The sequence below is a fragment of the Ruegeria arenilitoris genome (genome assembly GCF_013030265.1).
Lineage (GTDB): Bacteria > Pseudomonadota > Alphaproteobacteria > Rhodobacterales > Rhodobacteraceae > Ruegeria > Ruegeria arenilitoris_E.
In genome coordinates this window covers 313,387-338,564 of sequence record NZ_WPZQ01000006.1, presented here as the reverse complement: position 1 = coordinate 338,564, position 25,178 = coordinate 313,387, and the positions used below count along the sequence as shown (strand labels likewise).

The window sequence follows — 25,178 nt, the reverse complement described above, 5'->3', positions numbered from 1 at the left end:
CACATGATCCAGATGCAGACCAATCTGGATGTCGCTGACAACTCCGGCGCACGCCGAGTTCAGTGCATCAAGGTCCTGGGTGGTTCCAAGCGTAAATACGCCTCCGTTGGCGACATCATTGTCGTCTCGGTGAAGGAAGCCATCCCGCGCGGCCGCGTGAAAAAAGGTGACGTCCGCAAGGCCGTCGTCGTACGCACCGCCAAAGAAGTCCGCCGCGCGGACGGTACCGCGATCCGCTTTGATCGCAACGCCGCCGTCATCCTGAACAACAACAACGAGCCGGTCGGTACCCGTATCTTTGGCCCGGTTGTTCGCGAACTGCGCAGCAAGAACTTCATGAAAATCATCTCGCTTGCTCCGGAGGTGCTGTAATCATGGCTGCTAAACTCCGCAAAGGCGACAAGGTCGTCGTGCTGGCCGGTAAGGACAAGGGCAAAGAGGGAACTATCTCCTCGGTTGACCCGAAAGCCGGTAAAGCTGTTGTAGACGGCATCAACATCGCCATCCGCCACACCCGCCAGACCCAGAACTCGCAAGGTGGTCGCCTGCCTCAGGCAAACCCGATCGAGCTGTCGAACCTGGCTCTGCTGGACAAGAACGGCAAAGCAACCCGCGTTGGCTTCCGCATGGAAGGCGACAAGAAGGTCCGCTTCGCCAAGACCACGGGAGACGTGATCGATGCTTGATTCCGCAAACTACACCCCACGTCTGAAAGCTCAGTACGTTGAAACCATCCGTGCCGCTCTGAAAGAAGAGTTTGGCTACAAGAACGACATGCAGCTGCCCAAGCTGGAAAAAATCGTTCTGAACATCGGTTGTGGTGCTGAGGCCGTGAAAGACTCGAAGAAAGCGAAAGCTGCTGTCGAGGATCTGACTGCGATTGCTGGTCAAAAGGCAGTTTCAACCAAGGCGAAGAAGTCGATCGCGGGTTTCCGCGTCCGTGAAGACATGCCGCTGGGTGCGAAAGTAACCCTGCGCGGTGACCGGATGTACGAGTTCCTGGATCGTCTGATCACCATCGCGATGCCGCGTATTCGTGACTTCCGCGGTGTGAAGCCTTCTTTTGATGGTCGTGGCAACTTTGCCATGGGCATGAAAGAGCACATCGTGTTCCCGGAAATCGACTTCGACAAGGTCGACGAGGTCTGGGGTCTGGATATCGTAATCACCACCACAGCGAAAACCGACGCTGAAGGTAAGGCACTGTTGAAAGCGTTCAACATGCCCTTCAACGCCTAAGCGCCGGGAGGATTGAGACATGGCTAAAAAAGCAATGATCGAACGCGAGAAGAAGCGCGAACGCCTGGTGGCCAAATATGCCGCAAAGCGTGCCGAGCTGAAAGAAATCGCGAATGACGAGAGCCGCCCGATGGAAGAGCGTTTCAAAGCGCGTCTGAAACTGGCGAAACTGCCGCGCAACAGCTCGGCTACCCGTCTGCACAACCGCTGTCAGCTGACCGGTCGTCCCCACGCTTACTACCGTAAGCTGAAGGTCAGCCGTATCGCGCTGCGCGAGCTGGGTTCTGCTGGTCAGATCCCCGGCATGGTGAAATCGAGCTGGTAAGGGAGACATAGATATGAATGATCCTATCGGCGATATGCTCACCCGTATCCGCAACGCGCAAATGCGCGGCAAGTCCACCGTTTCCACCCCGGCTTCCAAGCTGCGTGGTTGGGTTCTGGACGTGCTGGCGGACGAAGGTTACATCCGTGGCTACGAAGCGACGACCGGTGAAAACGGTCATCCGGCCATCGAAATCAGCCTGAAGTACTACGAAGGCACCCCTGTTATTCGCGAACTGAAGCGGGTTTCCAAGCCCGGTCGTCGCGTATACATGGGCGTCAATGACATCCCGCAGGTCCGTCAGGGTCTGGGTGTGTCGATTGTCAGCACTCCGAAAGGTGTGATGTCGGACGCAAACGCTCGCTCCAACAATGTTGGCGGCGAAGTGCTCTGCACCGTCTTCTAAGGAGGTCTGCAATGTCTCGTATTGGTAAAAAACCGGTCGAGCTGCCCAGCGGCGTTACCGCCTCTGTGTCTGGCCAGACCATCGAAGTCAAAGGTCCGAAAGGCACCCGCAGCTTCACCGCCACCGACGACGTGACGCTGTCGGTTGAAGACAATGTGGTCAAGATCGACCCCCGTGGCATGTCCAAGCGTGCCCGCCAGCAGTGGGGCATGAGCCGCACCATGGTTGCCAACCTGGTAACCGGTGTAACTCAGGGCTTCAAAAAAGAGCTGGAGATCCAGGGTGTTGGTTACCGGGCTCAGATGCAGGGCAACACCCTGAAGCTGAACCTGGGCTACAGCCACGATGTTGATTTCACTGCTCCGGAAGGTGTCACCATCACCGCACCGAAGCAGACCGAAATCGTTGTGGAAGGTATCGACCAGCAGCTGGTGGGCGAAACCGCGGCCAAAATCCGCGAGTGGCGCCGTCCCGAGCCTTACAAAGGCAAGGGCATCCGCTATAAGGGCGAGTTCATCTTCCGCAAGGAAGGCAAGAAGAAGTAAGGACGCAGACAATGGCAAACAGCAAAAGAACCCTGTTTCTGAAGCGCCGCCTGCGCGTTCGGAACAAACTTCGCAAGGTCAACGCGGGTCGTCCGCGTCTGTCCGTACACCGTTCGAACAAGAACATCTCTGTTCAGCTGATCGACGACGTACGTGGCGTGACCCTGGCATCTGCCTCGACCCTGGAAAAAGATCTGGGTGTTGTCGGCAAGAACAACGTCGAAGCGGCCACAAAAGTGGGCGCGGCCATCGCCGAGCGTGCCAAGAAGGCGGGCGTCGAAGAGGCCTATTTCGATCGTGGTGGCTTCCTGTTCCACGGCAAGGTGAAGGCAGTTGCCGACGCCGCGCGTGAAGGTGGTCTGAAGATCTAAGACCTGCGGGCGGGTTTCGATCCGCCCCGATGATCCGGGGGCCTCGGCAACAGTCGGGGCTCACTTGGATTGAAGAAAACGGCGCCGAGAGCGCCACATGAGAAAAGGGATGCCAAATGGCAGAACGTGAAAACCGTCGGGGCCGTGGCCGCGACCGTGAAGAAGCACCGGAATTCGCAGATCGTCTGGTCGCAATCAACCGCGTGTCGAAAACCGTAAAAGGTGGTAAGCGCTTTGGCTTCGCCGCTCTGGTGGTTGTCGGCGATCAGAAAGGCCGCGTCGGCTTTGGCAAAGGTAAAGCGAAAGAAGTACCTGAGGCCATCCGCAAGGCGACTGAGCAAGCCAAGCGTCAGATGATCCGCGTGCAACTGCGCGAAGGTCGTACTCTGCACCACGACATCGAGGGCCGTCACGGCGCTGGTAAAGTGGTTATGCGCACCGCACCTGAAGGTACTGGTATCATCGCCGGTGGTCCGATGCGTGCTGTGTTCGAAATGCTGGGCGTCAAGGACGTTGTGTCCAAGTCGCTGGGCTCGCAGAACCCGTACAACATGATCCGCGCCACCATCAACGGCCTGCAGAAAGAGCAGAGCCCGCGTTCGGTTGCCGCACGTCGTGGCAAAAAGGTTGCCGACATCCTGCCCAAGCGGGACGAAGCACCGGCTGCTGCTGAAGCAGAAGCGTAAGGAGAGCGAACCATGGCAAAAACCATCGTCGTCAAGCAGATCGGTTCTCCGATCCGTCGCCCCGCTGAACAGCGCGCAACCCTGATCGGTCTGGGCCTGAACAAGATGCACAAGACCCGTGAGCTGGAAGATACCCCTTCGGTTCGCGGCATGGTCAACAAGATCCCGCATCTGGTTGAGATCATCGAAGAGCGCGGCTAAGCCCGACACCTTCGAGAAATTGGAAACGCCTCCGATCTGATCGGGGGCGTTTTTTTTGTGTCAGCGGATCTTGGTTAGGCAGAGGCCGCAGGTTAGAGAGAAACCTGCTGAATGTGTTGTGAATGTCGACCAACGCAACAGAAAAACCGACACGCCGACAAACAATTTCGCAAAAAGGCTGGCCAATCCTGCGTGGCAGTGAAAAGACACCACCGTCAGAAAAAATTCGATTCGGCTTTGCTGGTTTGACTCGCAAACGCAAAGTCAGATGGGCCACCCAATTGGCAGACCGCCGGGCAGCCATACGAAGACAGAGGATACCCATGGGCCTGACCTGCTATGACGTAATGGTGCCGACTGAAGTTCAGCGAACCATCCATCCGGATGAAAGCATTGCCACCGCCTTTAATATTATCAGAGACAGCCGTGCGCGGTTTTTGCCGGTGGTAGAAGATGATGGCACATATGTCGGTGTATTCACAGCACCGACACTTCTAAAGCTGATCCTGCCCAAAGCAGCAACAATCGGTCTGAACGATGATGCGTCGCGGGTGCCAATCGAGTCTCTAAGCTTCATGAACCTCACACGGGATGACTTCGATCAGCAGCTGGAGCGGTTGAAGACAGAAAAGGTGCGCGACAACATGTCGAGACCGACCAACATCCCAGTGGCTGCACCGGACACGCCGGTGATGGAAGGCATTTTTCTGATCTACAAATTCAAGCGGCACGTGATCCTTGTCGAGCCTGAAACAAAGCGTTTTGTGGGCACGGTGAGTGCAAACTCACTTCTGGATCGCGCACTAAGCTAACCACCAACGAACCGGACAAAAATCTTGGCTGAGCATTCTACGTCACACGGAGAGGCTGCGTTCTCCGTTCCACAACTATTGGGCATTGATCCCCTTTGGGTCGCGACCGGTATCCTGATCCTGGTCTACGCCGTTCTGATAACCGAAAAAGTGAACCGAGCCATTCTGGCAATGCTGGGCGCATCGCTGATGGTACTGTTCGGGATCATCAATCAGGAACAGGCGGTGGCCGGGGTCGACTCCAATACGCTGGCCCTTCTGATTGGCATGATGGTCATTGTGGGTATCACCAGTAAATGCGGACTGTTTCAGTTCGTGGCAATCAAAGCCGCAAAGTCGGTCAAGGCCAATCCTACCGGTATTCTGATCATGTTGACGCTGATCACGGCGGTGTTTTCAGCATTGCTGGACAACGTGACAACCGTCTTGCTTATTGCCCCGATTACCTTGCTGATCACCGAAGCTCTGGAAACGCGCGTCTTCCCGTTTTTTATTGCTGAAATTCTGGCTTCGAATGTCGGGGGCACAGCAACCCTGATCGGTGACCCGCCGAATATTATCATAGGCTCCGCCGCAGGCCTCAGCTTCAATGAGTTTGTTGTGAATCTGGCACCGATTTCGGCGATCTGTCTGGTGGTCCTCACGGGAATTATCTACCTGATGAACCGCAAGGAGCTTGCCAGCATTCCGAAATCTGCCAGCGAGCGGATTATGGGCTTCAATGAATCCGAGGCGATCACGGATGTAGGTCTGATGATCAAGTCGCTGTCTGTTCTGGCGCTGGTTTTGCTCGGTTTCACGTTGGGGCATGGGTATGGCATTCAGCCTGGTACCTCCGCATTGGCCGGTGCGGGCTTGTTGATGCTACTGGCCTATGGTCACCAGCACGGCGAAGAGCAGTCGGAATCCGTGCACCATATCTTTGGCGAAGTCGAATGGGTCACGATCTTCTTCTTCGGTGGCCTCTTTGTCATCGTTGCCGGTGTTGAGCATGTAGGTCTGCTGGCTTTCTTCGGTGAGAAGGTGCTGGAGTTGACACAGGGCGATATGATGTGGACCGCGTTCTTCATCTTCTGGGCCTCAGGTATCCTGTCGGCGATCCTCGACAACATTCCCTTCGTGGCGACCATGATTCCGCTGATCGAGTCCACAGCCGACACGTTTGGTGGAGAAGATGCGATTGAACCGCTGTGGTGGTCATTGGCGCTTGGAGCTTGTCTGGGTGGCAACGGTACCTTGCTGGGTGCGAGCGCGAACTTGACGGTTGCAGCATTTGCCGAGAAAGCAAAGCAGCCCATCGGCTTTATCGCGTTCGCCAAAATCGCTTTCCCGATCATGATCCTGACCCTGATGATCGCGAACGTATACATCTGGTTGCGCTACTTCTGACGCATTGCGTTAGATGCGAATTTGTCTTCCATAGTCAGGGGCATGTGAACCTTTGGGTGTCATGCCCCTGACGGGCTTTATTTACCCCAACGAACTTTGAGGGTGAACGATGCAGCAGAGTAGTTCCTGACAATGTGCAGGCCTGACATCTGGCAAATCGCCTTGTGCCGAAGCGACTATCCCAGGTAGTTGCGCAGGCTGGGTGGTGGGTTGTCGAGCAACTCTGCCGTTTCAACCGGCGAATGGGCCTGACCTTCAGCAACGAGTATTGTCTGATCGGTAATGCGGCGCGCGTCCTGCGGATCGTGACTGATCATCAACAGAGTTGTGCCAGTCCCCTCAATCAATTCAGCAACTAAATCCAGCATTTCGGTTTTCAAAGCAGGACCAAGTGCAGCGAACGGTTCATCCAACAAGAGGACCTGGCGCCTTTGAACAAGCACTCGGGCCAAAGCCACCCGACTTTGCTGCCCGCCAGATAGCTCTGCAGGTTTGCGAGTGCCCATTCCTGCCAGACTCACGCGTGCCAGGGCGGTTTGGACCTCACCTTGTTCGTCAGGACTCAGTTGTCCATTCGGGCGCACCCCCAAAGCGATATTCTGCTCAGCGGTCAAATGAGGGAACAGGTTGCCGTCCTGAAATAGCATTGCCAGCGGACGCTTGCCCGGTGGCAAATCTGTTATCTCGGTACCCTGCCAGTGTATTTGCCCACGAGCTAGGGGACGAAAACCGGCAATGGATTCCAACAATGTCGATTTACCTGCACCCGATGGGCCAATGATTGCAACGCTCGCCCCGGGTTCGATGCCAAGATCGGCGTGCAGGGTGAAATTGCCATTTTCAATGACGCAATCACTAAGCTTCAGCATGCCAGCGTCCTCCGCGATCCAATATCCAGAACGCCGACATGGACAACAGCAGCAAAAGCAGCGCCCCTCCGGCGGCGGCTTGCATTTGATAAGCTCCCATCAGGCGGTAAATCTGTAAAGGCAGCGTTGCTATCTGGGCGTCTGCGAACAGTGCGATCACACCGAGATCTCCCATCGAAAGGGCTGCGGCCAGCCCGGCTGCAAAACCGATCTGCGCGCGCATTCGAGGAAGCAGAATGCGGACAAAGAAGGTCATGTTGGCCATGTCGAGGGAAAGCGCCAATCGACCGTGTCGCGACACCACATCGCGCGCGGCCGGGACAAGAATGCGCAATGCGAAGGGCAGAGCCATAACTGCGTTGACCAGCGCCGTCACCGGAAGCGCAAGCGCTGTCGGGTTGGCCACAGGCCTGACAAGGATGAATAATCCGGTACCGATCACCAGCGGTGATGCGGCCAGCCCGAGGATGCCGCTGAGTTCAACAATGCCATAGCGCCCGGTCGCGACAGCGGTGGCCATGGGCAATGCCAGCAGCAGCAAGATTACAGTGCTCGCGGCCGCCACCATGACCGAGGTCAACGCGGCGCGGAACACCAAAGCTGGCGTTTCGAAGAGACCAGCAAAACCCGAAATCACAACAGATGCCAAAGGAAGCAGCAGGAACGCGGCCGCTGCGATGATCCATAAGGCATCGGCAATGGGCGCGCCGCCGTCCCATCGGCGGATGGGGCGATCCAGCCCGTTGCCGAAGCCGTCCCCGCGAGAAAACCGTAGGGCGGCCAAAGCTGCAGCAGCAGTCAGGGCCAGTTGTAGCGCCGACAAGAGTGCAGCGCGGCCGAGGTCAAAGTCATAGGTAAAGGCCTGATAGATCGCGAGTTCGATTGTGGTGGCACGGGGCCCGCCACCCAGAGTCAGGGCAACAGCAAAACTGGTCAGGCAAATGGCGAAGATTACCGCAAGCACGCCCGGTAAAATCCGTTTTAGCATCGGCAACTCGATCAATCGGAACATGGCCATTCCGTTGCAGCCTAACTGAGCAGCGAGGCGAAATCGCTCGGCTGGAATTTCTTGCCATCCCTGCAGGATGAGGCGCGTGGCAAGGGGCAAATTGAAGAATACATGGGCCAATACCACACCATGCAGACCGTAGATGCGAATGGGTGCGAAGCCAAAATAGCCCAATATATCAGAGATCCAGCCGGCCCGACCAAAGACCTGCAGCAATCCAATTATCGCAACAATAACGGGAAGAATGAATGGCGCGCCAAGCAGCGCAATCAGCGCGCGACGCCCGGGAAACCGTCGCCGGGCGAGTGCTCGTGCAACCGGAACCGCCAATCCAATACTGAACAGCGCGGAAAGTATCGCTTGAGTAAGTGTAAAGCGCAGGGCAGCCCAGTCGGCCGGACCAAATCCACCGCCTGCTTCGGCACGCAGTGCGACTGCGGCCAGCGTGCCCAGTATCAGCGCGGCGACCAGGGCAGCCGCGCCGATACCCGGCAATGGGCTTACTGGCTGAGCGCGCTCAACCATTCTGCAAGTGCCTGATCCCGCACGTCGGCGGCTTCATCGGGTGAAAAGAGCAGAGCCTTTTCCGGAACGGTCAGGGTTTCAAACCCTTCGGGCAACCCAGCTGCCGGGGTCACTGCCGGGTACATCCAGTTGGTTGTAGGAATGATCTGCTGGAACGCATCCGAAACCATGAATTCCAGGAATTGATCCGCCAGTTCCGGCTGATCAGTCCCGGCGAGTTTCCCTGCCACTTCAACCTGCATGTAATTGCCTTCGTCAAAGACAGCTGCCGATTTCGAAGCGTCTTCTTCAGCGATCAGGTGATAGGCCGGAGAGGTGGTATAGCTGAGGACCATATCCGATTCACCTTCGAGGAACAGACCATAGGCCTCGGACCACCCTTTGGTGACTGTTACGATATTGTCTGCAAGACCAGCCCAGATTTCGGGTGCCTCGTCGCCATAGGCTGCCTTCACCCACAACAACAGACCAAGGCCCGGTGTAGAAGAACGTGGATCCTGAATGATGATCTTTGTTTCGCTGTTCGCCAATTCACGGAAATTCGCTGGGGCCGAGTAATCTGCGTTGTGAACAAATGCGAAATAGCCCCAGTCGTAGGGCGCAAAAACGTCGTCGGTCCATTCAATCGGCAGCGCGTAGTCAGCTGTAACGGAACTGGGTGCAAACAGACCGGTATCCTTGGCTGCATTGATCAGACTGGTATCCAGTCCCAGCACCACGTCAGCTTCCGAGTTTTCACCCTCAAGCCGGATACGTGACAGCAGGGCGGCGCCATCTTCAACGCCAACAAGATTCAGGTCGCAATTGCAAACCGCTTCAAAAGCTTCTTCGACCTGCGGACCCGGGCCCCAGTCCGAGACAAAGCTGTCATAGGTGTACACGGTCAACTGAGGTTTGTCGGCGGCAATAGCCGAAGTTGCACTCAGTAATCCCGCAGCAATCAGCAGATGTTTCATATCATCCTCCATTGCGGCGAGAGGGCAAGGATGGATGAAACCGTCACCTTTCCCTCCGCCGGTTCTAGCCGGTTCAGGTTCAACGGGTTCGCCTGATAGGCATCTCAGCGCGGCAGGCCACGCACCCCGAGGTGAAGCTGTGATTAGGAGGATGGAGACCCGATTACAACTATAATCGCGTCACCTGAGGTGCACGAACCGAAAGGTAGCGCTCACAAATTGCTCATATCTGACATTAATTGCAGATCGTTGCCGCAATTTCGGCAACGATCCTTGATTTTTCAATTCCTCAGGACCCGCCCGTCAAGTCTTGGGCAAGCATGAAGGCGTTGCCATCGGGGTCGTAGAATGTCGCCGTCTTGACCATGCCTTCGACTACATCTGTTGGGCCGTCAAACTGAACATCAGCCTGTTCAAGCTTTTGCCTAGCGCTATCGAGGTCGGCGATGCCGAATACAGGGACACAGTTGCCGGGCGCAGGTTTGGTGTGTTCACCAAGCCCAAGGGTTACGCCCTTGGTCAGGGTCTCTAGCTCTGACCAACCTGCCTCATCTGCATGATAAAGCGTTTTGAAGCCAAGCATGCTCTCGTACCAATCGGCGCTTGCGTGACGATCCTTAACCGACAGCGCAATTGTTATGGTTTCTTCCAGGGAAATGAGCGGCATCATCTTTCCTTTTAAGATAAAATATAGTAACTATACTTTATGTACATTGATGCACTTGTCAACATCACTTCGCGGGCATGGGCCCTGCCCATTCTTTCCAGTCTTCACGAAGGTGTGCCGGGGCGGCAGGCGCCATTGTTGGCTGCAACCGGCGCGGGCCGTACGTCATTCTCGCAGAGTGTAGATCATCTCATCCAAATTGGATTGCTTGAGCGAAACCCGGGCTACGGCCATCCGTTGCGACCGGAATTTCGACTGACACAGCGTGGTGCAGTGGCAGCCCGGTTCGTCAATCAGATCCTGTCTGCGACCAGCGAAGATAATCAGGATCTGCTTCGGCGATCATGGACGTTGCCCGTTCTGGCGACCCTTCATGAACTGAGCCACTTTAACGAGATCAGGCGAAACCTGATGACGATCACTGATCGCGCCCTCTCACAGTCCTTGCGGATGATGGAAGAGCGGGACTGGGTGCAACGCGACATCGATGATGGCGCACGACCACCCCGCGCGACTTACCATCCGATAAATACCGGTGAAACAATCACAGCAATCACAGGTCCGGTGATTGTGTTCAAAACCGGTTCGCAGTTGCGGCAGTTAAAGGTCGGAGACAGCATCTGAGGTTCCGAACCAGATCGGCACATCACCTTCTGACCAAGGTTCGTATTTGTGCATGATTTGCCCGAAAATGTCGCTTGCCAGAAATCGGTCTAGCCATCTGATCAGGTCGGGCCAAGGCTGAGCGTCAAACCACACACGGTCAATATTTGCGAACTGGCGCACGAATGGCAGCATTGCCAGATCTGCAATCGTTGGTCGATCTCCGAACAGCCACACCTGCCCATCCAGTTTTTGGTCAAGGACGGTCAGATAGGTGGCCGCTTTTTGTCGCTCAACCTCTTCGTCCAGATCGGGATATCGCGTGGCGTATTTGGTGTGATCCAGCGCATCCTTGAACGGGCCGTCATTGGTTGAGATCAGCTCCCAACCTTTCTTCGGCATATCGAGCAACTGTTGGGGGTCGTTCTGTTCTAGCGCCCAGATCATGATGTCCAGACTCTCATCCAGAACCTGATCATTGGTTCGAAGAGCGGGCACTGTCCTTGACGCGGAAGTATCAAGAAAAGCCTGTGGTTTATCCCGCAGCAGTATTTCACGCAGTTCGACCTTTATGCCCGCGCTGACCAGCGCGAGGCGCGCCCTCATCGCATAAGGGCACCGACGAAACGTCCAGAAAACAGGGTGCTGAGCCATATCGCGATCTATCCGGCTTTCTGTGTCATAGTCAAATTTGCGGGCGCAGCGCTCGATTGCCTCGCCCGCATCATCAGCTCAGCCGCGCCCGCGATACGGTGGCACACCCTGATCGGGAATCCAGACGCCTTCGGGCATCGCACTGGTTTGCCAGAACACATCAATCGGTATGCCCCCGCGCGGATACCAATATCCGCCGATACGCAGCCAGCGGGGTTCAAGGAACTCCGCCAGACGCCGCGCGATCGAGATTGTGCAATCCTCATGAAATGCACCGTGGTTCCGGAAAGAACCAAGGAACAGTTTCAGTGACTTGCTTTCGACCAGCCACTCACCTGGTACGTAGTCGATCACCAGATGTGCAAAATCGGGTTGTCCCGTCATGGGGCAGAGCGAGGTAAACTCGGGTGCCGTAAAGCGAACGTTGTAGTCGACGTCCGCCTGCGGGTTCCGGACACGCTCCAGCTCGGCCTCTTCGGGGCTGGCAGGCATTTGTGTTGCGCCGCCCAGCTGGGTGAGATTGCTGTAGATGCTGTCACTCATGTGTTTCTCCTTTGCTCAGACGCCGCGCTTGTTGCCCCAGACAAGTACATGCAGCTGGGGAAGAATACGGGGTCTGAACCATCGTGCGTTCAGGGTTGTGTCGATCAGCCATTCCAATCGTCCTGTCGTTTCATCCAGGTCGATGGGTTCCTTTGGATCGCTGTTCGGATTTCCGGGCTGAAGATAGAGCGGCAGATCCGGATAATGATCTGCAACTTCGCGCGCCCAATCAAAATCAGCACCGTCGAAGATCACAATCTTCAGGACGGTACGGGTTGGGCGTGCAGCCAAGCAGGCGTCAAACTGACCCCAATCCATCAATTCCCCGCTACTTGGCGGTTTGGGGCTCAGGATCAGCATGTCGAGATCTGAGAACCACGGCTTGGCGATCGAACCCTGGGTTTCGCAGGCAAATCCGTAGCCATGTTCCTTGCCCAGTGCGATGAGCGGGGCAAAATCCTGAATGGCCGGATTGCCGCCCGACAGCGAAACGGTCAATGGTTGCCCGCCAGACAGGCGTTGGACCTCGGCCCAGACCGTCTCGGCCTTCATCGGGGTCCAGTCATGACGATAATCGCTATCGACTGCATGGGGGCTGTCGCACCACGAACAACGAAAATCACATCCGCCGGACCTGACAAAGACAGTCGGTTCGCCGATCAGTGCGCCTTCGCCCTGTACAGTGGGGCCGAAGATTTCGGATATCCTCAAGCTCATGGCCGATACTCCGCCCAGGTCTTAGGTGTTTCAGATACCTTGACGGCCGCCGTTTCTGGCCAACGAGCTGAACACCATTCATAGAAGTGACGCGCCAGGTTCTCGGCGGTTGAGATTTCGTTCATCACATCGTTCAGATGTCGGTGATCAAAGCTGTCATCGATATAGGTCTTGAGTGGCTTCAGTTCCTGATAGTCCCGAACAAAACCGTCCCGATTCAATTCGGCTGCGGCCAGTTCGACCACCACGATATAGTTATGCCCATGCAGCCGCGCGCATTGATGCGTTTCGGGCAGGTGGCCCAGCTGATGTGAGGCAGAGAAGTGAAACTCTTTGGTGATCCGGAACATCAGTCTTGCTTTCCTGCAATCGCCGCGCGCCAGAAGTCGGGGTCTTCATAAAGGGTCGGGTCAGCTACACCGGCAAGATCGAATGCTTCGCGCCGCTCCACACAGGTGCCGCAACGACCACAGTGGCTTTCTCCGCCCTTGTAGCAGGACCACGTCTGATCAAATGGTGTGTTAACCCGTGCACCTTCGGCAACGATGTCAGCCTTGGAACGATGCACGAAGGGGACGTACAGTGAGACATCTGCGTAGCCATCAAGAGCCGCGCGTTGCATCGCATCGAACGCATCCGTGAATGCAGGACGGCAATCGGGATAGATGAAGTGATCCCCGCCATGCACCGCAGCTGCAACGGCGTCGTCACCCGCTGCAGTGGCGACACCATATGCGATGGTCAGCATGATCGCATTGCGGTTCGGCACCACTGTGACTTTCATCGTGTCTTCGGCGTAATGGCCATCTGGTACGTCCAGGTCATCCGTCAGCGCAGAACCAGTTAGCGATGCCCCGACTGATCGCAGATCAATCACGTGATGGGGTACGTTCAGACGCTCGGAACAGGCGGCGGCAAAGGCCAGTTCTTTGTTGTGCCGCTGGCCATAGTCAAATGACACAAGACGCGACAATTGTCCGTCATTCGCCAGAACGTGAGCAAGCGAAACGGAATCGAGTCCGCCGGAGCAGACCAATGTAGTCTTCATGATTTTCAGTCCTTGTTTTGATACCCGGGTAGGCTGCGACCGGTGGCCGGGACGCATAGGAGCAAACCGCGCAGAATGCAATGCACTTTGCGTTGAGCCGTGGGGGCAGTTTTGGCTGCTATCCGCGATAAACCGGATTTTGATATCAGGACGTGTAGGGTCGCGGTCCTGAATGCAGGTGATCGCGATCAAACTAGGTCTGTCAGGTGTTCTGGTACATGGCCTGTGGCAGTACGAAGGGCACCTGAGTCGGGGGTGTTTTGTTCATCTGCAAATTGATGCCGTAAACATCCCGCATCATGTCGTCGTTCAAAACCTCCGATGGCGCACCCGATCCCCAAACGCGGCCTTGCGAAAGCACATAGATGGTGTCCGCGAACAGTGCGGTCAGATTGAGGTCATGCATGACCACCACCACACCGCCGCCTCGTGATGCAAAATCTCGGGCGATATCGAGGACCGTGAACTGATGGGCGATGTCCAGGCTGGCGACGGGTTCATCCAGCAGCAGCCACTTGGTCTCGGAACTATCCGGAGTTTCCCAAACCTGCGTGAGAACGCGGGCCAGTTGCACACGCTGCTGCTCGCCCCCTGACAGCTCCTGATAGGACCGGTTTTCAAACCCGGCTAGATCGACATGCTTCAGCGCTTGAATCGGCAAGTGTTCATCCGCACCGGCCAACCCGCGCGCAAGTCCAAGCCGAACGATCTCGAGCACGGTGAAGGGAAAGGCAACGGATGAGGCTTGTGGAAGGACACCCCGCATCGGGGATAGTTCCCAAGGCTGCAGCGATGAGATGTCAGACCCGTTGAGCGTTATCGTTCCCGCGCCCGTGATTTCGCCCGACAGCGTCTTTAGCAGAGTGGACTTACCTGATCCGTTGGGACCAATAATCGCCGTAACCTTTCCCGGTTCTGCCTTGAAATCGATGCCATGCAGAATTTCTTTTCTGCCGAGTACCACGCGGATGTTTGTCGCTTCCATTTCTACATCCCCATCGTTCCGTGGCGCCGCAGTAGAATCCACAGGAACACAGGTGTTCCGAGTATTGCAGTGACGATACCAATAGGCAGTTCAGCCGGTGCAACGATGACGCGGCTGATCATGTCCGCGCAAAGCAGCAGGCTGGCGCCCAGCAGCGCTGAATTCATCAGCAATCTGTGGTGATCAGGACCTGTTCCCAGCCGCAGAAGGTGCGGCACGACGATCCCGATAAACCCAATGCCACCCGAAACTGCGACGGCGGCTCCGGTTGCAGCTGCTACAGCCAGGATCGCCAGGTTCTTGCTGCGCTGCACTGGTATACCGATGTGATGTGCGACAGCTTCGCCCATCGCCATTCCGTTCAGAGCACGCGCAAGAAACTGGGTGCTGACCACCGCTATCAGAATGATTGGCGCCACGGTCACCACTTTGATCCATGTAGCACCGGCAAGTGAGCCCATGCCCCAAAAGGTCAGATCACGCAGTTGCTGATCATCGGCCATATAGACCAAAACACCCGATACCGCGCCCGACAATGCTCCCAGGGCGATACCGGCCAGCAACATCGTCGCGACCGAAGTCTGCCCGCGCCGGGTCGAAACGCGATAGAGGATAAGGACCGATGCCCATCCACCAAGGAACGCGGCAACGGCCACAAGACCATTGCCAACCACGCTCAATATGGCGGCGGGCAGATAGCTTCCCAGGATGATCGCTGAGATCGCACCAAGCCCCGCTCCGGCGCTGACACCGACAATTCCCGGGTCGGCCAGCGGGTTGCGGAACAGGCCTTGCATGACCACGCCTGACACCGCCAGCGCGGCTCCGACCAGCATGCCCATCGCCAATCTGGGCAGTCTGATATCCCACAACACGATCCGGTTCAGGTCGGAAACTTCACGGCCTGAAATCAGGTCAGAGATGGTCGCGCGGAGCGAAGCTTCGGATGCTCCGATCGAAAGGCTGATGGCACTGACCAGACACAGCAGCAAAAACAACGCAAACGTTACGCGTCGTGCGGTTGCGCGACGGTCCTTTGGTGGTTTGATCAGTTCATCATGCTCAAGTGCAATGCTCATAGGCCCTGCTTGTTTTGAAGCGCTTTAGAAAGGTCGCTGATCGCGTTTGCCGTCCGTGGTCCGAACCCCAATAGGTAAAGACCCTGCATCCGTATCAGTCTCTTGTTCCGACCAGCTGGTGTAAGCGCAATTGATGGTATCTGAAAAAGCTCTTCATCCGGTGTCGCGTGACCGCCTCTGCGATCCATCATCAGGATTACATCCGGAGCTGCGGTTGCCATCGCTTCGGGCGAAATGGGTTTGTATCCCGAAAAACTGGCGGCCGCATTTACGCCGCCGGCGAGTGAGATGATGCTGTCGGCCTGAGTGCCTGATCCGCCGACCATGATCCGGCCATCCTGAATGGACAAGATGAACAGGACCCGTGCCCGGTCAGAGCCTGTTGCTTCGATGGCGGCAGAGTGGGCCGCATCTATTTCGGCACCAACCTGTTCAGCCAGAGCGTTCGCCGCCTTTTCTTCGCCCAGCGCCGCGCCGACTGCGCGAATCTTCTCGACGACACCGTCGCTGCTGAATTCATGTGGCACTTCGACGTATTCGACACCGGCCTCCCTGAGAACCGCAATTGCCTCGGGTGGTCCTGATCCTTCCACGGAGACGATCATGTCGGGTGCTACAGACAGAACGCCTTCGGGTGTCAGTGCGCGCATGTAGCCGACATCGGGCAACTCCGACGCTTCCTGCGGATAACTAGAGGTCCGGTCCCTTCCGACCAGCCTGTCTTGTTGGCCCAGTGCATAGATGATTTCGGTGACCGAGCCGCCAATCGAAACGATCTTGTTGGCTTCGGCTTCCTCGGCCATCGCCTGATGTGCACCGAAGGTGAGACCGATGAAAAGGGCTGTACGTCTCAGGAATCTGCTCGTCGTACTCATTGTACGGGCTCCGCTACTGCCAGTGATTGCAATTCGGCGACAAGTTCGTCCCAGGCGGGGCGATGGTCGTTTTCTCCGGAACGTCGGCCAAATACCTGCAGGATCAGACCACCTTCAGAGTCGAATGCTTCGACAGATACGGCCGGGCCGCGTTGGGTGGGCTTGGTAACAGCCCAGACCTCGGCGATGCGATCAGATCTTAGATGGAGGTTGAACCGTGGATCGAGCACGTTGAACCATGGCCCCATCTGCTTCAGGGTATGTATTGGCCCGCCATGAATCTCGATGCACCCGCGATTGCCAACGAAGACCATGACTTCCAGGGCCTGATCCCGGACCTGCTCGAACATGGTCGTGACGCTGCCTGGCTCCAGAGCGCGGGCCAAAGGTTCCCCGGCGATGCGGTAAGCGCCCAGCCTGTTCATCTTCAGTTTTGAAGTCAGCCGCAGAAACTGATGGGTGTCGGTCATCTTTGCCCATTCAGTTCGCAGCGCATCAACCTTGTCCGTATTGGCCTTGGGTGCTTCGGTCGGCTGGCGTTGCGACACGTCCAGCACCTGCGACTGATCTTCGGATTTCAGTTCTGAAACCAGGGTATGCCAATGATCTAGGTTCGAGCCGTCGCGCAGATAAATTTTGTGCACCGCGTCACCAGCAGCATCAAAGATCTGAAGCGATCTTTGTGTCCCCTTGTCGGTTGCGCGCTCAACCGCGAAGGCGTGAACCCAATGGCTGGGGAACATGCGCAGATCGATATCTTCGGTCAGCACCATCGAAGCATGGGCACCGGAGTGATAGTTGTCGTACTGGCCCACCTTCTCAATCACGCAATGCGGATTTCGGGTCAAAGCCATCACCTCACCCAGCCCGTTCAGGCGAGAAAAGATATCATCAAGGCTGGCCATAACTCTTGTGACGTTCTGCCCAACGAAGGCGGCGACCAGCTGCGCTTCGGCGATTCCAAGAGACTCGGCAAGATCGCGGTCACGTCGACCCGGGTTATCTGCATGCGCAGCACGAATTTGTTCGGGTGCCATAAGCGCCTGTTCCGTCATGGGCTTTCCCATCTCTGAGTGGTTTTCTGGAGGCGCTGGCTTGGCGACTGGGAGATCAGTGGCCCGCTGGCAAGGGTCGCATGCACGACCAAAATTATGTTGACTGTTTTAGTAAGTTTAACTTGTGGGTACAAGTCGTCATTCCACGTAAGTGGTCATCATCAAATCTGAACGTTCAAACAGGATAATTTGCGAGCAGCGCATACTAGTGCAGCCCTCTTATCCAACGCCGGAATCGCGCTTTTCAGCCTCTATGAGGCGCTTGGTGCGCACATAGTCCCAACCTCCGATGATCAGGATCAAGCCTGAGATTGGAATGGCAATCAGTCCAAGGTTTCCCTGCATCGATTGCGCGTCAAAAAAATGCATCAGGCCAAAACCCGCGATCGCAAGACCCAGCGCAGTTTTTACATAGGCCAGAAAGGTGCGTCTGTTGGCCAGCTCAGTGCGCACCACGGCCAGCACCATACTGTCCGCTTCACGCCTTTGTTTGACCTCTGCTGCTGTATCGGGTCGGGATCCGGAATTACTCATACGGAAGATTTGAGTGAAAATCTCTGACGGAGGCAAGTGTTTTTGAGCACACCTCCGACCGGGCTAGTTCAGATGTTTGTACATATAAGTTGTTGGCTCTAGCCTGTCTTCAAATGGGTTGCGGCAGTAGTTCGGAATCTCACCTGCGATCTGAAAGCCAAGGCTCTGATACAAGATGCGCGATGGATCGGAGCTACGCGTATCCAGCACAAGCATAGACCGCCCAAGCTCTTTTGCGCGTTCTTCAAGTACATTCATCAGTGCCCGACCGTAGCCTCGACGGCGCGCCTCGGGGTGGACAAGCAACTTTGCCACGTCTGCGCGATGTGGCTGGTTCGGCATGCTTGCCGGGATGAGTTGCACGGTGCCCATGACGCGCCCCTCATCATAGATTGCAAACAGATCAAGCGTGCAGGATGTCAGATCGGGGCGAACCCGCTCTTGCCAATACCTGCTGGCGTCCTCCTTCGAGAAAGGCAGAATAAAACCGATACTTGCCCCGGTCTGAACACAGGCATGCAAAATATCGCTCAGATCATTCAGAGCCGTTTCAAAGTAGTCAGTATTCAGTCGTGTAATCATATCAGCACCAGGATGTACCGTGCGCCACGTCCAGCGTTGGTTTCGAACCGTGTAGGGCCTGACAGATGATAGCGCAGGCAGTCGCCACCACTCAGCATATGTGGTGTGCCATCGACTGTCAGTGTAAGCACTCCGTCCAGTACGATAAGGTGGTGTTCCTGCCCGGGTTTGGGGGGCGCATCATATGAGATGGTTGTTTCGGGGGGCAGATGACACTCCAACACTTCGCCGCTTAGCCCCGCCGCGGGTGGAGAAACTGATCGACGCGTGAAGCCGGTTTCAGGATCCCGCCATTCGATCTGCCTTTCAAACGGAACTTTGGGATCAAAGCTGTCTTCGACCATCATGAGCAATCGGGACATCGGCAGGCCGTAGGCTGCACATAAACGGCCAAGGCTTTCGGCGGTGGGGCTGACGTCACCCTTCTCCATGCGGGACAGTGTGGCGCGGCTGATACCGCTGTGTTCGGTCAGTTGGTCCAGAGACCAGCCACGGCTCTGACGCAGTTCGCTCAGACGGTTGGCGAGGCGATTTGAAAGGTCATCAAGCATCGTTCATTTTGGAGAATCATTTTCAGATATGAAAATAATATCTGAAAAACATGGTGTGGCAATAGAAAAAGGGTGCAGGAGAACCTGCACCCTTCCACTGCTCGGGTTTGTGTCTGGATTACTTCCAGCCTACCTCGTTAAAGATCTTCTGCGCTTCGGGAAGGTTCGTGGCAACCTCTGACAGGTTCACCTCATCCGCTTTGAAGTCGCCCAGCGTCTTCACTGTTTCCGCCAGTTCTACACCTTCGACCGCCGGAAATTCATCATTTCCAGCCGAAAAATACTGTTGCGCCTGATCACTGGCCAGATACTCGAGGAACAGGATCGCGTTTTCCTTATTCGGCGCATTGGCTGCAACACCAGCACCTGACAGGTTCATATGTGCGCCATAGCTGTCCTGGTTGGGGAAAACCCAGCCGATCTTCTCACGCTCCGAAGACAGACCTTTGACGTCTTTGCGGATCGAGCGGACAAAATAATAGGTGTTCGATACCGCGATATCGCACTCACCCGATACAAGGCCGCGCAGCTGGTCGGTGTCGCCGCCCTGCGGCTCGCGCGCCATGTTGTCGACGATGGCTTCGGCCCATGTTTTAGCCGCGTCAGCACCCTCGTGGGTAATGATCGAGGCCAGCAGAGTCTGGTTGTAAACGTTGGCAGAGGACCGGATGCAGATCTTGCCCTTGTATTCGGGCTTAGCCAGATCAGCATAGGTCGCGGGCGGGTTGGTCACGTTGTCTTTGTTGTAAAAGATGATCCGGCCACGCTGTGAAAAGCCGAACCATTCATCGTCGGCATCCTGCAGGTTGGCAGGAATACGTTCTTCCAGAACCTCACTGTCGATCGCCTGCAGCAGGCCGGCATTTTTAGCCCGTGCCAGGCGCGAAGTGTCTACGGTCAGCATTACGTCCGCTGGAGAGTTCGCGCCCTCAGCTTCCATCCGCGCGATCAACTCGTCGGCCTTGCCTTCGATGCGGTTGATCTGGATGCCTGTTGCTTCTTCAAAATCGGAATACAGACGCTCGTCCGTGTCGTAGTGGCGTGATGAATAGAGGTTCAACTCGCCATCGGCGATGGCCGATGTGGCGATCAGTGTCGTCAGAGCGGCAGCAATACAGGTAGTGGATTTCAGCATGGTATATCCCAACATTGTAACTCGTGACGGGGTGTATCCCGAGTAATTTGCTCAATTATACAAATCTGCCAAAAAAGCAAGAAAGACCAGTCAGAATGGATGGCCAAATCGTCGCGACCTGACGAAAGGTGCTATAGTGCAGACTCTGACAGGAGCTCTTTAGGGCTAGTGAGTGCAGTCCTCCAGCCCATCAAGATTTCTTTGAATAGGTTGAGTCGGTCCAAAGAACTGTTCAAGAAAGGCCAGTCGATTTGGCGCCAGTGTCTCCAAATCGCTGCGCAACTGGTCGGGCAGGCGATCTGGATGCTGGAAATACGCGAAAGCAAAAAGCGCGGTTTCTGCCAAATCCTCGCGTTCTGGAAACGAAGCGCCATACGTCGTCACGAAACCCTTGTCCGCTGCCTGTGCTTTTCGCCACTCTGCGCTGTGTGCGATCGGGACATCCATGGTTGCGTGCACGGACTCATGAAAGACCGTCTCTTCCAGATCATGGGTTGAAATACGCTTATCCACATTCCCATCGTAAACTACGAAAAAGCGCCCGCGATCTTCAGCAAATGCGGTTTCGTCGCCTTTGTGAACAACCACATGGTCAAGCCTTTCGCGCATGAACCAGGGTAGATGGCCAAGCGGCCCGGTTAGTTTCTGGGCAGCAAGGGTTGCCGCGAAAGTGTTGCGAAAGTCCGGATGGACCCACAGCTGGATTGCGGTTCCATCCAGAAACCAGGCTTCGAAAATATGGACATCGTCAACGAGTAACCCGTCCTTGCGTTTGTCCGGCATCTCTCTGGTGTCAGTGCCAAAGTAATGAAGGCAATAGAATGCACTTTCATCCTCAGATGAGATGAACTCGATATCATTGGACACGACTGAGTTGGGAAAAAGCGGATCAGTTGCTCCGGCAGTGGGGAGCAATAAACAAAGCGAAAAAGCAAGGTGCTTCAACCAGAGGTTTCCTCAATGCGGATCGGTTTAAAAAAGGGCTTTTGGCGACTTTGTGCGGCCCAACATCAGTTACAAGCAAACGCTTGTGCAGCCAGGGCGGAGTTGTCATGTCAGCACGCAGAAAAAAACCGCGCTCGAAGGCGCGGTTCTTTTAAATCGATATGTGCAGTTCTTAGCCCTGGCGAGCTTTGAACTTGCGCTGCGTCTTGTTGATAACGTAGACGCGGCCTTTGCGACGCACAATGCGGCAATCACGGTGCCGGTTCTTGAGCGAGCGGAGCGAGTTCTTGACCTTCATGGGTCTGTCTCCATTTTGCGGCGCCTTCATCAAAAGACGTGGCCAGCGCCTGGGTTAGCGGGTGCCCCGGAAATCCGGAACAGTGAAACGATGGTGGGCGGTACAAGGATCGAACTTGTGACCCCTTCGATGTCAACGAAGTGCTCTACCGCTGAGCTAACCGCCCACAAAACCTTTGCGTGACCTGCCCCATAACGAAATGGGGCGCGGAACCCCGCGCCGGTAGCGGGGTCTATAAAAGGAGTCGTTGGGGGGATCAAGGGGTTTGGAAGAACTATTTTCCGGTCTATGTTCGGAAGGAACAAGGAGAACCCATGAAGAACTCAGCCTACGGATTGGAAATGCCCGCCAAGCGCACCTCATGCGTGGTGTTTTCCTCACCTCATAGTGGCCGGGACTACCCCGCAGCGCTGATGAAGCGAACGGTTTTGAACCGAAACGTGATTCGGTCCTCCGAGGATGCATTCGTTGATCAGCTGTTCGATGCGGCGGCCGAGTTTGGCGCCCCATTCCTGAAAGCAGCGATGCCACGTGCATATCTAGACCTGAACCGCAGTGCGGAAGAGCTGGATCCAGCACTGATTCAAGGGGCCCGCCGTCAGGGGCATAATCCCCGTGTCGCCTCGGGGCTTGGTGTGATTCCCCGTGTCGTCGCAAACGGTCGCGCGATCTATCGCGGAAAGCTGACCATGGATGAGGCGCGGTTGCGGATCGACAATTATTGGCGCCCTTATCATGCGAGACTGAAGTCATTGCTGGCCGAATCGCAAGAAGAATTCGGGCAAGCCATCCTGATCGACTGTCATTCCATGCCGCATGAAGCGGTCGCCATCTCGGGCAATGCACGCGGCAATAAGCCGGACATTGTGTTGGGGGATCGGTTCGGGGCTTCGGCATCAGGTGTCATTGTCGATCAGATTGAAGCGGCTTTTGCCTCAGCAGGATTGAATGTGGCGCGGAATGCGCCCTTTGCCGGGGCCTACGTCACTCAGACATATGGCCGGCCGGGACGCCAACAGCACGCCATCCAGATCGAGATTGACCGGTCGTTGTATATGGATGAGGAGACGATCGAGCCGAATGCGAACTTTGAAGAGTTCAGAGAGATTTTGCGCGATGTCGTTGCCGAAATCGCTTGTATCGGCGCTCAACCGGTTCGGCTTGCTGCAGAGTAGTCGTTTAACGCAGCGAACGTCCTTTTACGATAGCTTCGGTTCCGAACCTTTGCCGAATCTCATCCGTTGCGCGTTCGGCTTTTGACCGCTGCGCAGCACCCGGATCCAGCAGGTCGCCGGATATGTCTGCCTGATCAGCCGGGCAAAGATCGGAGATACCACAACCCAGCAGCCGATAGGGCCCCTGATCTCCAACCTGATCAAATAATCCACGCGCCGTGCGATAAATCCGATCCGCGATCTGTGTAGGATCGCGTAGTGATACCCTTCGCGTCAGGATCTTGTGATTGGCCTTCTTGAGTTTGAGAGTCACGACACGCCCGGCCAGGCCCTTTGCTTTAGCCCGATCTGCCACTTTTTCAGACATGCGCCACAGGTGGCCGTCCAGAATATCGAGGCTGGCGGTATCTTCGAAAAAAGTGGTCTCATTGCTGATGGATTTCATGGGTTCATGGGCAGACACCCGGCGTTTGTCCTGTCCGCGCGCCAGATGCCAAAGCCGATAACCCATCGATCCAAAGCGAGCGGTCAGAGCCTCCTGATCCCATCGAAGCAGATCTGAAAATGTTCGAATTCCCGCCCGGTCCAGCGATTCCTGCGCCGCTGGCCCGATCCCCCAGATCAGCCTTACGGGTTTGTCGTTCAGAAACGATGCCGTCTCGGCCTTGCCGATCACTGAAAATCCGCGCGGCTTATCGAGATCCGAGGCAACCTTGGCCAGAAACTTGTTGTGGCTCAGCCCGATCGAACCGGTCAGCCCTAGTTCATCCTTCATACGTTTGACCAGCCGGGCCAGCATCACTGCAGGTGGCGCGCCATGCAGGCGCTCGGTGCCAGACAGGTCCATGAAAGCCTCATCAAGCGACAAGGGCTCTACATCCGGTGTCAGTTCATCCATCATCGCGCGGATCTGGCGCGAGACACCCGCATAGATCGACATCCGGGGTTTGATGACGACGGCATCTGGACACAGCTGCAACGCCTTGAACATCGGCATGGCCGATCTCACCCCACGAATACGGGCAACATAGCAGGCGGTTGAAACCACGCCGCGCTTGCCGCCTCCTATAATCACCGGTTTATCCGCCAGTTCAGGATTGTCGCGCTTTTCAACCGAGGCATAGAAAGCATCGCAATCCATATGTGCGATGGTCAGGTCAAAGAGCTCTGGATGTGTTTTGACACGCGGGCTGCCGCAGGACGTACAACGACGTTCTTCGGAAAGCAGGGTCAAACAATCTCGGCAAAGACCGGGCATCCTATTCCTTCTGCGCAATGCGGGCGTGGTAGGGGAGCAAGATATCCGAGGGTATATCACCAACACCGGCAGATCAAAGATGTGCCGTGTACTTTGCCGATGATCGATGCCTTAACAAGAAGACCCCCCGCGTTTGCGGGGGGAGGTAACGGACCTCAGGAAGATACGGTCCGTTGGGGAGTGTTCCGAGTACAGAATCGCTCAAATTCGCCAATTTCGATAGTTCGAAGCCGATCTTGCTAAAACTCGCCTTTTTCATGTGTGTTTTCGGGCACAGAGACGATTTGGCGCGGCACGCCTAAAAACTGACGTAAGGTCAACTGGTTGAGGGCGCTTTTACAGCCAAATTTGAGGCTGAGTCTGCGAACTCAATTAGTGGTGTGTCAGTGAATTTAACTCGTTCAGAACCGCTTCTGCCGCCGCTTTTGGGTCATCTGCCTGATAAATTGGACGGCCGACAACGATATGATCGGCCCCGTCGCCAATCGCGCTTGCGGGGGTAGCAACGCGTTTCTGATCTCCCAAAGCCGCTCCGGCAGGGCGTACGCCGGGTGTCACAATCAGGCGGCCTTCCGATTGGGGCAGGGCGCGGATCAGGGCTGCTTCCTGCGGGCTTGCAATGACGCCGTCCGCTCCGGCTTCGAAGGCCTTGGCGGCACGCTCAACAACAAGCTCCTGCACGTCGCCCGCTTTCAATAGGCTGGAATCCAGGTCATCCCGGTTCAGCGAAGTCAGGATCGTCACGGCCAGAATCTTGAGGTCGTTGCCCGAAGCGCCTTCTTTCGCGGCGCGTACAACATGCGGGTCGCCATGGACTGTTAGAAAATCCAAGTCGAACTGGGCCAGACCCCGTACCGCGTTTTCTACAGTGTTGCCGATGTCGAACAGCTTCATGTCCAGAAAGATGCGTTTTCCGTGGTCCTGCTTCAGTTCATTGGCCAGTGCCAACCCACCGCCAGTCAACATGCCTAGTCCGATCTTGTAGAAAGAGACGCTGTCGCCCAGCCGCTCGGCCATGGCCAGCCCCTGCAGGGCGTTCGGAACATCGAGGGCAACGATCAGACGGTCATCGGACATGGGGCAGGCTCCTTTTTGACAAACGTCTGCGTCCTAGCGGGTTCCGGCCGCTCTGTCCATGCAT

The 25,178-nt window shown here is 56.1% G+C and carries 34 protein-coding genes, 1 tRNA gene and 1 riboswitch; of the genes, 13 read left to right on the top strand and 22 right to left on the bottom strand.

Annotation, left to right across the window (positions count from 1 at the left end):
* Positions 1–3 precede the first annotated feature (3 nt).
* The 11 genes from rplN to GOX61_RS13200 all read left to right on the top strand — a co-directional run bounded on the left by rplN (position 4) and on the right by GOX61_RS13200 (position 5,974).
* Positions 4–372 carry a 50S ribosomal protein L14 gene (rplN, locus tag GOX61_RS13250; RefSeq protein ID WP_155148681.1) on the top strand — a complete coding sequence of 123 codons (369 nt, stop codon included), beginning with the start codon at positions 4–6 and terminating at the stop codon, positions 370–372.
* 2 nt (positions 373–374) lie between these two features.
* The gene (gene rplX / locus GOX61_RS13245) at positions 375–686 is read left to right on the top strand and encodes a 50S ribosomal protein L24 (RefSeq protein ID WP_155148683.1); all 312 of its coding nucleotides are present in this window, start codon (positions 375–377) and stop codon (positions 684–686) included.
* Complete coding sequence (gene rplE / locus GOX61_RS13240; RefSeq protein ID WP_155148685.1) at positions 679–1,239, top strand: 50S ribosomal protein L5; 561 nt, start codon at positions 679–681, stop codon at positions 1,237–1,239. The genes rplX and rplE overlap by 8 nt, the downstream gene beginning before the upstream one ends.
* Positions 1,240–1,258: 19 nt before the next feature.
* Positions 1,259–1,564: a 30S ribosomal protein S14 gene (gene rpsN / locus GOX61_RS13235; protein ID WP_068340744.1), complete on the top strand. Its 306-nt coding sequence runs from the start codon at positions 1,259–1,261 to the stop codon at positions 1,562–1,564.
* Positions 1,565–1,577: 13 nt separating this feature from the next.
* The gene (gene rpsH, locus GOX61_RS13230) at positions 1,578–1,970 is read left to right on the top strand and encodes a 30S ribosomal protein S8 (RefSeq protein ID WP_010437099.1); all 393 of its coding nucleotides are present in this window, start codon (positions 1,578–1,580) and stop codon (positions 1,968–1,970) included.
* An 11-nt stretch (positions 1,971–1,981) separates the two neighbouring features.
* The gene (gene rplF / locus GOX61_RS13225) at positions 1,982–2,515 is read left to right on the top strand and encodes a 50S ribosomal protein L6 (protein ID WP_155148689.1); all 534 of its coding nucleotides are present in this window, start codon (positions 1,982–1,984) and stop codon (positions 2,513–2,515) included.
* Between the two features lie 11 nt (positions 2,516–2,526).
* Entirely contained in the window at positions 2,527–2,886 is a 360-nt protein-coding gene (rplR, locus tag GOX61_RS13220) for a 50S ribosomal protein L18 (RefSeq protein WP_010437103.1), read from the top strand.
* A gap of 116 nt (positions 2,887–3,002) precedes the next feature.
* Positions 3,003–3,572: a 30S ribosomal protein S5 gene (gene rpsE / locus GOX61_RS13215; RefSeq protein ID WP_155148691.1), complete on the top strand. Its 570-nt coding sequence runs from the start codon at positions 3,003–3,005 to the stop codon at positions 3,570–3,572.
* Positions 3,573–3,584: 12 nt separating this feature from the next.
* Positions 3,585–3,773 carry a 50S ribosomal protein L30 gene (gene rpmD, locus GOX61_RS13210; protein ID WP_008757946.1) on the top strand — a complete coding sequence of 63 codons (189 nt, stop codon included), beginning with the start codon at positions 3,585–3,587 and terminating at the stop codon, positions 3,771–3,773.
* Between the two features lie 122 nt (positions 3,774–3,895).
* Positions 3,896–4,585, top strand: coding sequence for a CBS domain-containing protein (locus GOX61_RS13205; protein WP_217353854.1), 690 nt, complete (start codon positions 3,896–3,898; stop codon positions 4,583–4,585).
* A 24-nt stretch (positions 4,586–4,609) separates the two neighbouring features.
* Complete coding sequence (locus GOX61_RS13200) at positions 4,610–5,974, top strand: sodium:proton antiporter (protein WP_155148694.1); 1,365 nt, start codon at positions 4,610–4,612, stop codon at positions 5,972–5,974.
* A gap of 176 nt (positions 5,975–6,150) precedes the next feature.
* On the opposite strand, the gene GOX61_RS13195 is transcribed toward GOX61_RS13200, so the two are convergent.
* The 4 genes from GOX61_RS13195 to GOX61_RS13180 form a co-directional block, all read right to left on the bottom strand.
* Positions 6,151–6,843, bottom strand: coding sequence for a thiamine ABC transporter ATP-binding protein (locus tag GOX61_RS13195; RefSeq protein WP_170334364.1), 693 nt, complete (start codon positions 6,841–6,843; stop codon positions 6,151–6,153).
* Positions 6,830–8,377 carry a thiamine/thiamine pyrophosphate ABC transporter permease ThiP gene (locus GOX61_RS13190; RefSeq protein WP_170334362.1) on the bottom strand — a complete coding sequence of 516 codons (1,548 nt, stop codon included), beginning with the start codon at positions 8,375–8,377 and terminating at the stop codon, positions 6,830–6,832. Before GOX61_RS13190 ends, GOX61_RS13195 begins: the two co-directional genes overlap by 14 nt.
* Entirely contained in the window at positions 8,353–9,333 is a 981-nt protein-coding gene (gene thiB, locus GOX61_RS13185; protein WP_170334360.1) for a thiamine ABC transporter substrate binding subunit, read from the bottom strand. The genes GOX61_RS13190 and thiB overlap by 25 nt, the downstream gene beginning before the upstream one ends.
* A 32-nt stretch (positions 9,334–9,365) precedes the next feature.
* Positions 9,366–9,472, bottom strand: a riboswitch (TPP riboswitch).
* Positions 9,473–9,622: 150 nt separating this feature from the next.
* Positions 9,623–10,000, bottom strand: a complete 378-nt coding sequence (locus tag GOX61_RS13180; RefSeq protein ID WP_155148701.1) for a VOC family protein — start codon at positions 9,998–10,000, stop codon at positions 9,623–9,625.
* 39 nt (positions 10,001–10,039) lie between these two features.
* Here GOX61_RS13180 and GOX61_RS13175 point away from each other — a divergent pair, with 39 nt between their 5' ends.
* Entirely contained in the window at positions 10,040–10,624 is a 585-nt protein-coding gene (locus GOX61_RS13175; protein WP_170334358.1) for a winged helix-turn-helix transcriptional regulator, read from the top strand.
* Here GOX61_RS13175 and GOX61_RS13170 read toward each other — a convergent pair.
* The 16 genes from GOX61_RS13170 to GOX61_RS13095 all read right to left on the bottom strand — a co-directional run bounded on the left by GOX61_RS13170 (position 10,601) and on the right by GOX61_RS13095 (position 21,770).
* Positions 10,601–11,257: a glutathione S-transferase gene (locus tag GOX61_RS13170; RefSeq protein WP_170334356.1), complete on the bottom strand. Its 657-nt coding sequence runs from the start codon at positions 11,255–11,257 to the stop codon at positions 10,601–10,603. The genes GOX61_RS13175 and GOX61_RS13170 overlap by 24 nt on opposite strands.
* Positions 11,258–11,335: 78 nt before the next feature.
* Positions 11,336–11,800, bottom strand: coding sequence for a preQ(1) synthase (gene queF / locus GOX61_RS13165; protein WP_170334354.1), 465 nt, complete (start codon positions 11,798–11,800; stop codon positions 11,336–11,338).
* Between the two features lie 15 nt (positions 11,801–11,815).
* Complete coding sequence (queE, locus tag GOX61_RS13160) at positions 11,816–12,517, bottom strand: 7-carboxy-7-deazaguanine synthase QueE (protein WP_170334352.1); 702 nt, start codon at positions 12,515–12,517, stop codon at positions 11,816–11,818.
* Positions 12,514–12,867: a 6-carboxytetrahydropterin synthase QueD gene (gene queD / locus GOX61_RS13155; RefSeq protein ID WP_155148711.1), complete on the bottom strand. Its 354-nt coding sequence runs from the start codon at positions 12,865–12,867 to the stop codon at positions 12,514–12,516. The genes queE and queD overlap by 4 nt, the downstream gene beginning before the upstream one ends.
* Positions 12,867–13,565 (bottom strand): 7-cyano-7-deazaguanine synthase QueC, encoded by a 699-nt coding sequence (gene queC, locus GOX61_RS13150; RefSeq protein WP_170334350.1) that lies wholly within the window; start codon positions 13,563–13,565, stop codon positions 12,867–12,869. The genes queD and queC overlap by 1 nt, the downstream gene beginning before the upstream one ends.
* A gap of 202 nt (positions 13,566–13,767) precedes the next feature.
* A complete protein-coding gene (locus GOX61_RS13145) occupies positions 13,768–14,550 on the bottom strand; it encodes a heme ABC transporter ATP-binding protein (protein ID WP_170334348.1) in 783 nt (260 codons plus the stop codon).
* A gap of 2 nt (positions 14,551–14,552) precedes the next feature.
* Entirely contained in the window at positions 14,553–15,629 is a 1,077-nt protein-coding gene (locus GOX61_RS13140) for a FecCD family ABC transporter permease (protein WP_170334346.1), read from the bottom strand.
* A complete protein-coding gene (locus GOX61_RS13135) occupies positions 15,626–16,504 on the bottom strand; it encodes a heme/hemin ABC transporter substrate-binding protein (RefSeq protein WP_170334345.1) in 879 nt (292 codons plus the stop codon). The genes GOX61_RS13140 and GOX61_RS13135 overlap by 4 nt, the downstream gene beginning before the upstream one ends.
* Entirely contained in the window at positions 16,501–17,559 is a 1,059-nt protein-coding gene (locus GOX61_RS13130) for a ChuX/HutX family heme-like substrate-binding protein (protein ID WP_170334343.1), read from the bottom strand. The genes GOX61_RS13135 and GOX61_RS13130 overlap by 4 nt, the downstream gene beginning before the upstream one ends.
* Positions 17,560–17,778: 219 nt before the next feature.
* Complete coding sequence (locus tag GOX61_RS13125; protein WP_170334341.1) at positions 17,779–18,093, bottom strand: DUF202 domain-containing protein; 315 nt, start codon at positions 18,091–18,093, stop codon at positions 17,779–17,781.
* A gap of 63 nt (positions 18,094–18,156) precedes the next feature.
* Positions 18,157–18,675 (bottom strand): GNAT family N-acetyltransferase, encoded by a 519-nt coding sequence (locus GOX61_RS13120; protein WP_170334339.1) that lies wholly within the window; start codon positions 18,673–18,675, stop codon positions 18,157–18,159.
* The gene (locus tag GOX61_RS13115; protein ID WP_170334337.1) at positions 18,672–19,226 is read right to left on the bottom strand and encodes a helix-turn-helix transcriptional regulator; all 555 of its coding nucleotides are present in this window, start codon (positions 19,224–19,226) and stop codon (positions 18,672–18,674) included. The genes GOX61_RS13120 and GOX61_RS13115 overlap by 4 nt, the downstream gene beginning before the upstream one ends.
* A gap of 118 nt (positions 19,227–19,344) precedes the next feature.
* Complete coding sequence (locus GOX61_RS13110; RefSeq protein WP_170334335.1) at positions 19,345–20,361, bottom strand: Fe(3+) ABC transporter substrate-binding protein; 1,017 nt, start codon at positions 20,359–20,361, stop codon at positions 19,345–19,347.
* 165 nt (positions 20,362–20,526) lie between these two features.
* Positions 20,527–21,228 carry a hypothetical protein gene (locus GOX61_RS13105; RefSeq protein ID WP_170334333.1) on the bottom strand — a complete coding sequence of 234 codons (702 nt, stop codon included), beginning with the start codon at positions 21,226–21,228 and terminating at the stop codon, positions 20,527–20,529.
* A gap of 250 nt (positions 21,229–21,478) precedes the next feature.
* Complete coding sequence (gene ykgO / locus GOX61_RS13100; protein ID WP_008755722.1) at positions 21,479–21,604, bottom strand: type B 50S ribosomal protein L36; 126 nt, start codon at positions 21,602–21,604, stop codon at positions 21,479–21,481.
* A gap of 91 nt (positions 21,605–21,695) precedes the next feature.
* Positions 21,696–21,770 (bottom strand) — tRNA-Val (locus GOX61_RS13095).
* 148 nt (positions 21,771–21,918) lie between these two features.
* Between GOX61_RS13095 and GOX61_RS13090 the strand changes: the two genes are divergently transcribed.
* Positions 21,919–22,779: an N-formylglutamate amidohydrolase gene (locus GOX61_RS13090; protein ID WP_170334331.1), complete on the top strand. Its 861-nt coding sequence runs from the start codon at positions 21,919–21,921 to the stop codon at positions 22,777–22,779.
* A gap of 4 nt (positions 22,780–22,783) precedes the next feature.
* Here the strand turns inward: GOX61_RS13090 and GOX61_RS13085 are convergent, their stop codons facing one another.
* Positions 22,784–24,037: a DNA polymerase IV gene (locus tag GOX61_RS13085; RefSeq protein ID WP_170334329.1), complete on the bottom strand. Its 1,254-nt coding sequence runs from the start codon at positions 24,035–24,037 to the stop codon at positions 22,784–22,786.
* A gap of 372 nt (positions 24,038–24,409) precedes the next feature.
* Positions 24,410–25,114 carry an orotidine-5'-phosphate decarboxylase gene (gene pyrF / locus GOX61_RS13080; protein WP_170334327.1) on the bottom strand — a complete coding sequence of 235 codons (705 nt, stop codon included), beginning with the start codon at positions 25,112–25,114 and terminating at the stop codon, positions 24,410–24,412.
* Positions 25,115–25,178: the final 64 nt, after the last annotated feature.

Coding starts and splice junctions, on each gene's coding strand:
- rplN (WP_155148681.1), top strand. CDS start 4: ATGATCCAGATGCAGACCAATCTGGATGTCGCTGACAACTCCGGCGCA.
- rplX (WP_155148683.1), top strand. CDS start 375: ATGGCTGCTAAACTCCGCAAAGGCGACAAGGTCGTCGTGCTGGCCGGT.
- rplE (WP_155148685.1), top strand. CDS start 679: ATGCTTGATTCCGCAAACTACACCCCACGTCTGAAAGCTCAGTACGTT.
- rpsN (WP_068340744.1), top strand. CDS start 1,259: ATGGCTAAAAAAGCAATGATCGAACGCGAGAAGAAGCGCGAACGCCTG.
- rpsH (WP_010437099.1), top strand. CDS start 1,578: ATGAATGATCCTATCGGCGATATGCTCACCCGTATCCGCAACGCGCAA.
- rplF (WP_155148689.1), top strand. CDS start 1,982: ATGTCTCGTATTGGTAAAAAACCGGTCGAGCTGCCCAGCGGCGTTACC.
- rplR (WP_010437103.1), top strand. CDS start 2,527: ATGGCAAACAGCAAAAGAACCCTGTTTCTGAAGCGCCGCCTGCGCGTT.
- rpsE (WP_155148691.1), top strand. CDS start 3,003: ATGGCAGAACGTGAAAACCGTCGGGGCCGTGGCCGCGACCGTGAAGAA.
- rpmD (WP_008757946.1), top strand. CDS start 3,585: ATGGCAAAAACCATCGTCGTCAAGCAGATCGGTTCTCCGATCCGTCGC.
- GOX61_RS13205 (WP_217353854.1), top strand. CDS start 3,896: ATGTCGACCAACGCAACAGAAAAACCGACACGCCGACAAACAATTTCG.
- GOX61_RS13195 (WP_170334364.1), bottom strand. CDS start 6,843: ATGCTGAAGCTTAGTGATTGCGTCATTGAAAATGGCAATTTCACCCTG.
- GOX61_RS13190 (WP_170334362.1), bottom strand. CDS start 8,377: ATGGTTGAGCGCGCTCAGCCAGTAAGCCCATTGCCGGGTATCGGCGCG.
- thiB (WP_170334360.1), bottom strand. CDS start 9,333: ATGAAACATCTGCTGATTGCTGCGGGATTACTGAGTGCAACTTCGGCT.
- GOX61_RS13180 (WP_155148701.1), bottom strand. CDS start 10,000: ATGCCGCTCATTTCCCTGGAAGAAACCATAACAATTGCGCTGTCGGTT.
- GOX61_RS13175 (WP_170334358.1), top strand. CDS start 10,040: ATGTACATTGATGCACTTGTCAACATCACTTCGCGGGCATGGGCCCTG.
- GOX61_RS13170 (WP_170334356.1), bottom strand. CDS start 11,257: ATGGCTCAGCACCCTGTTTTCTGGACGTTTCGTCGGTGCCCTTATGCG.
- queF (WP_170334354.1), bottom strand. CDS start 11,800: ATGAGTGACAGCATCTACAGCAATCTCACCCAGCTGGGCGGCGCAACA.
- queE (WP_170334352.1), bottom strand. CDS start 12,517: ATGAGCTTGAGGATATCCGAAATCTTCGGCCCCACTGTACAGGGCGAA.
- queD (WP_155148711.1), bottom strand. CDS start 12,867: ATGTTCCGGATCACCAAAGAGTTTCACTTCTCTGCCTCACATCAGCTG.
- queC (WP_170334350.1), bottom strand. CDS start 13,565: ATGAAGACTACATTGGTCTGCTCCGGCGGACTCGATTCCGTTTCGCTT.
- GOX61_RS13145 (WP_170334348.1), bottom strand. CDS start 14,550: ATGGAAGCGACAAACATCCGCGTGGTACTCGGCAGAAAAGAAATTCTG.
- GOX61_RS13140 (WP_170334346.1), bottom strand. CDS start 15,629: ATGAGCATTGCACTTGAGCATGATGAACTGATCAAACCACCAAAGGAC.
- GOX61_RS13135 (WP_170334345.1), bottom strand. CDS start 16,504: ATGAGTACGACGAGCAGATTCCTGAGACGTACAGCCCTTTTCATCGGT.
- GOX61_RS13130 (WP_170334343.1), bottom strand. CDS start 17,559: ATGACGGAACAGGCGCTTATGGCACCCGAACAAATTCGTGCTGCGCAT.
- GOX61_RS13125 (WP_170334341.1), bottom strand. CDS start 18,093: ATGAGTAATTCCGGATCCCGACCCGATACAGCAGCAGAGGTCAAACAA.
- GOX61_RS13120 (WP_170334339.1), bottom strand. CDS start 18,675: ATGATTACACGACTGAATACTGACTACTTTGAAACGGCTCTGAATGAT.
- GOX61_RS13115 (WP_170334337.1), bottom strand. CDS start 19,226: ATGCTTGATGACCTTTCAAATCGCCTCGCCAACCGTCTGAGCGAACTG.
- GOX61_RS13110 (WP_170334335.1), bottom strand. CDS start 20,361: ATGCTGAAATCCACTACCTGTATTGCTGCCGCTCTGACGACACTGATC.
- ykgO (WP_008755722.1), bottom strand. CDS start 21,604: ATGAAGGTCAAGAACTCGCTCCGCTCGCTCAAGAACCGGCACCGTGAT.
- GOX61_RS13090 (WP_170334331.1), top strand. CDS start 21,919: ATGAAGAACTCAGCCTACGGATTGGAAATGCCCGCCAAGCGCACCTCA.
- GOX61_RS13085 (WP_170334329.1), bottom strand. CDS start 24,037: ATGCCCGGTCTTTGCCGAGATTGTTTGACCCTGCTTTCCGAAGAACGT.
- pyrF (WP_170334327.1), bottom strand. CDS start 25,114: ATGTCCGATGACCGTCTGATCGTTGCCCTCGATGTTCCGAACGCCCTG.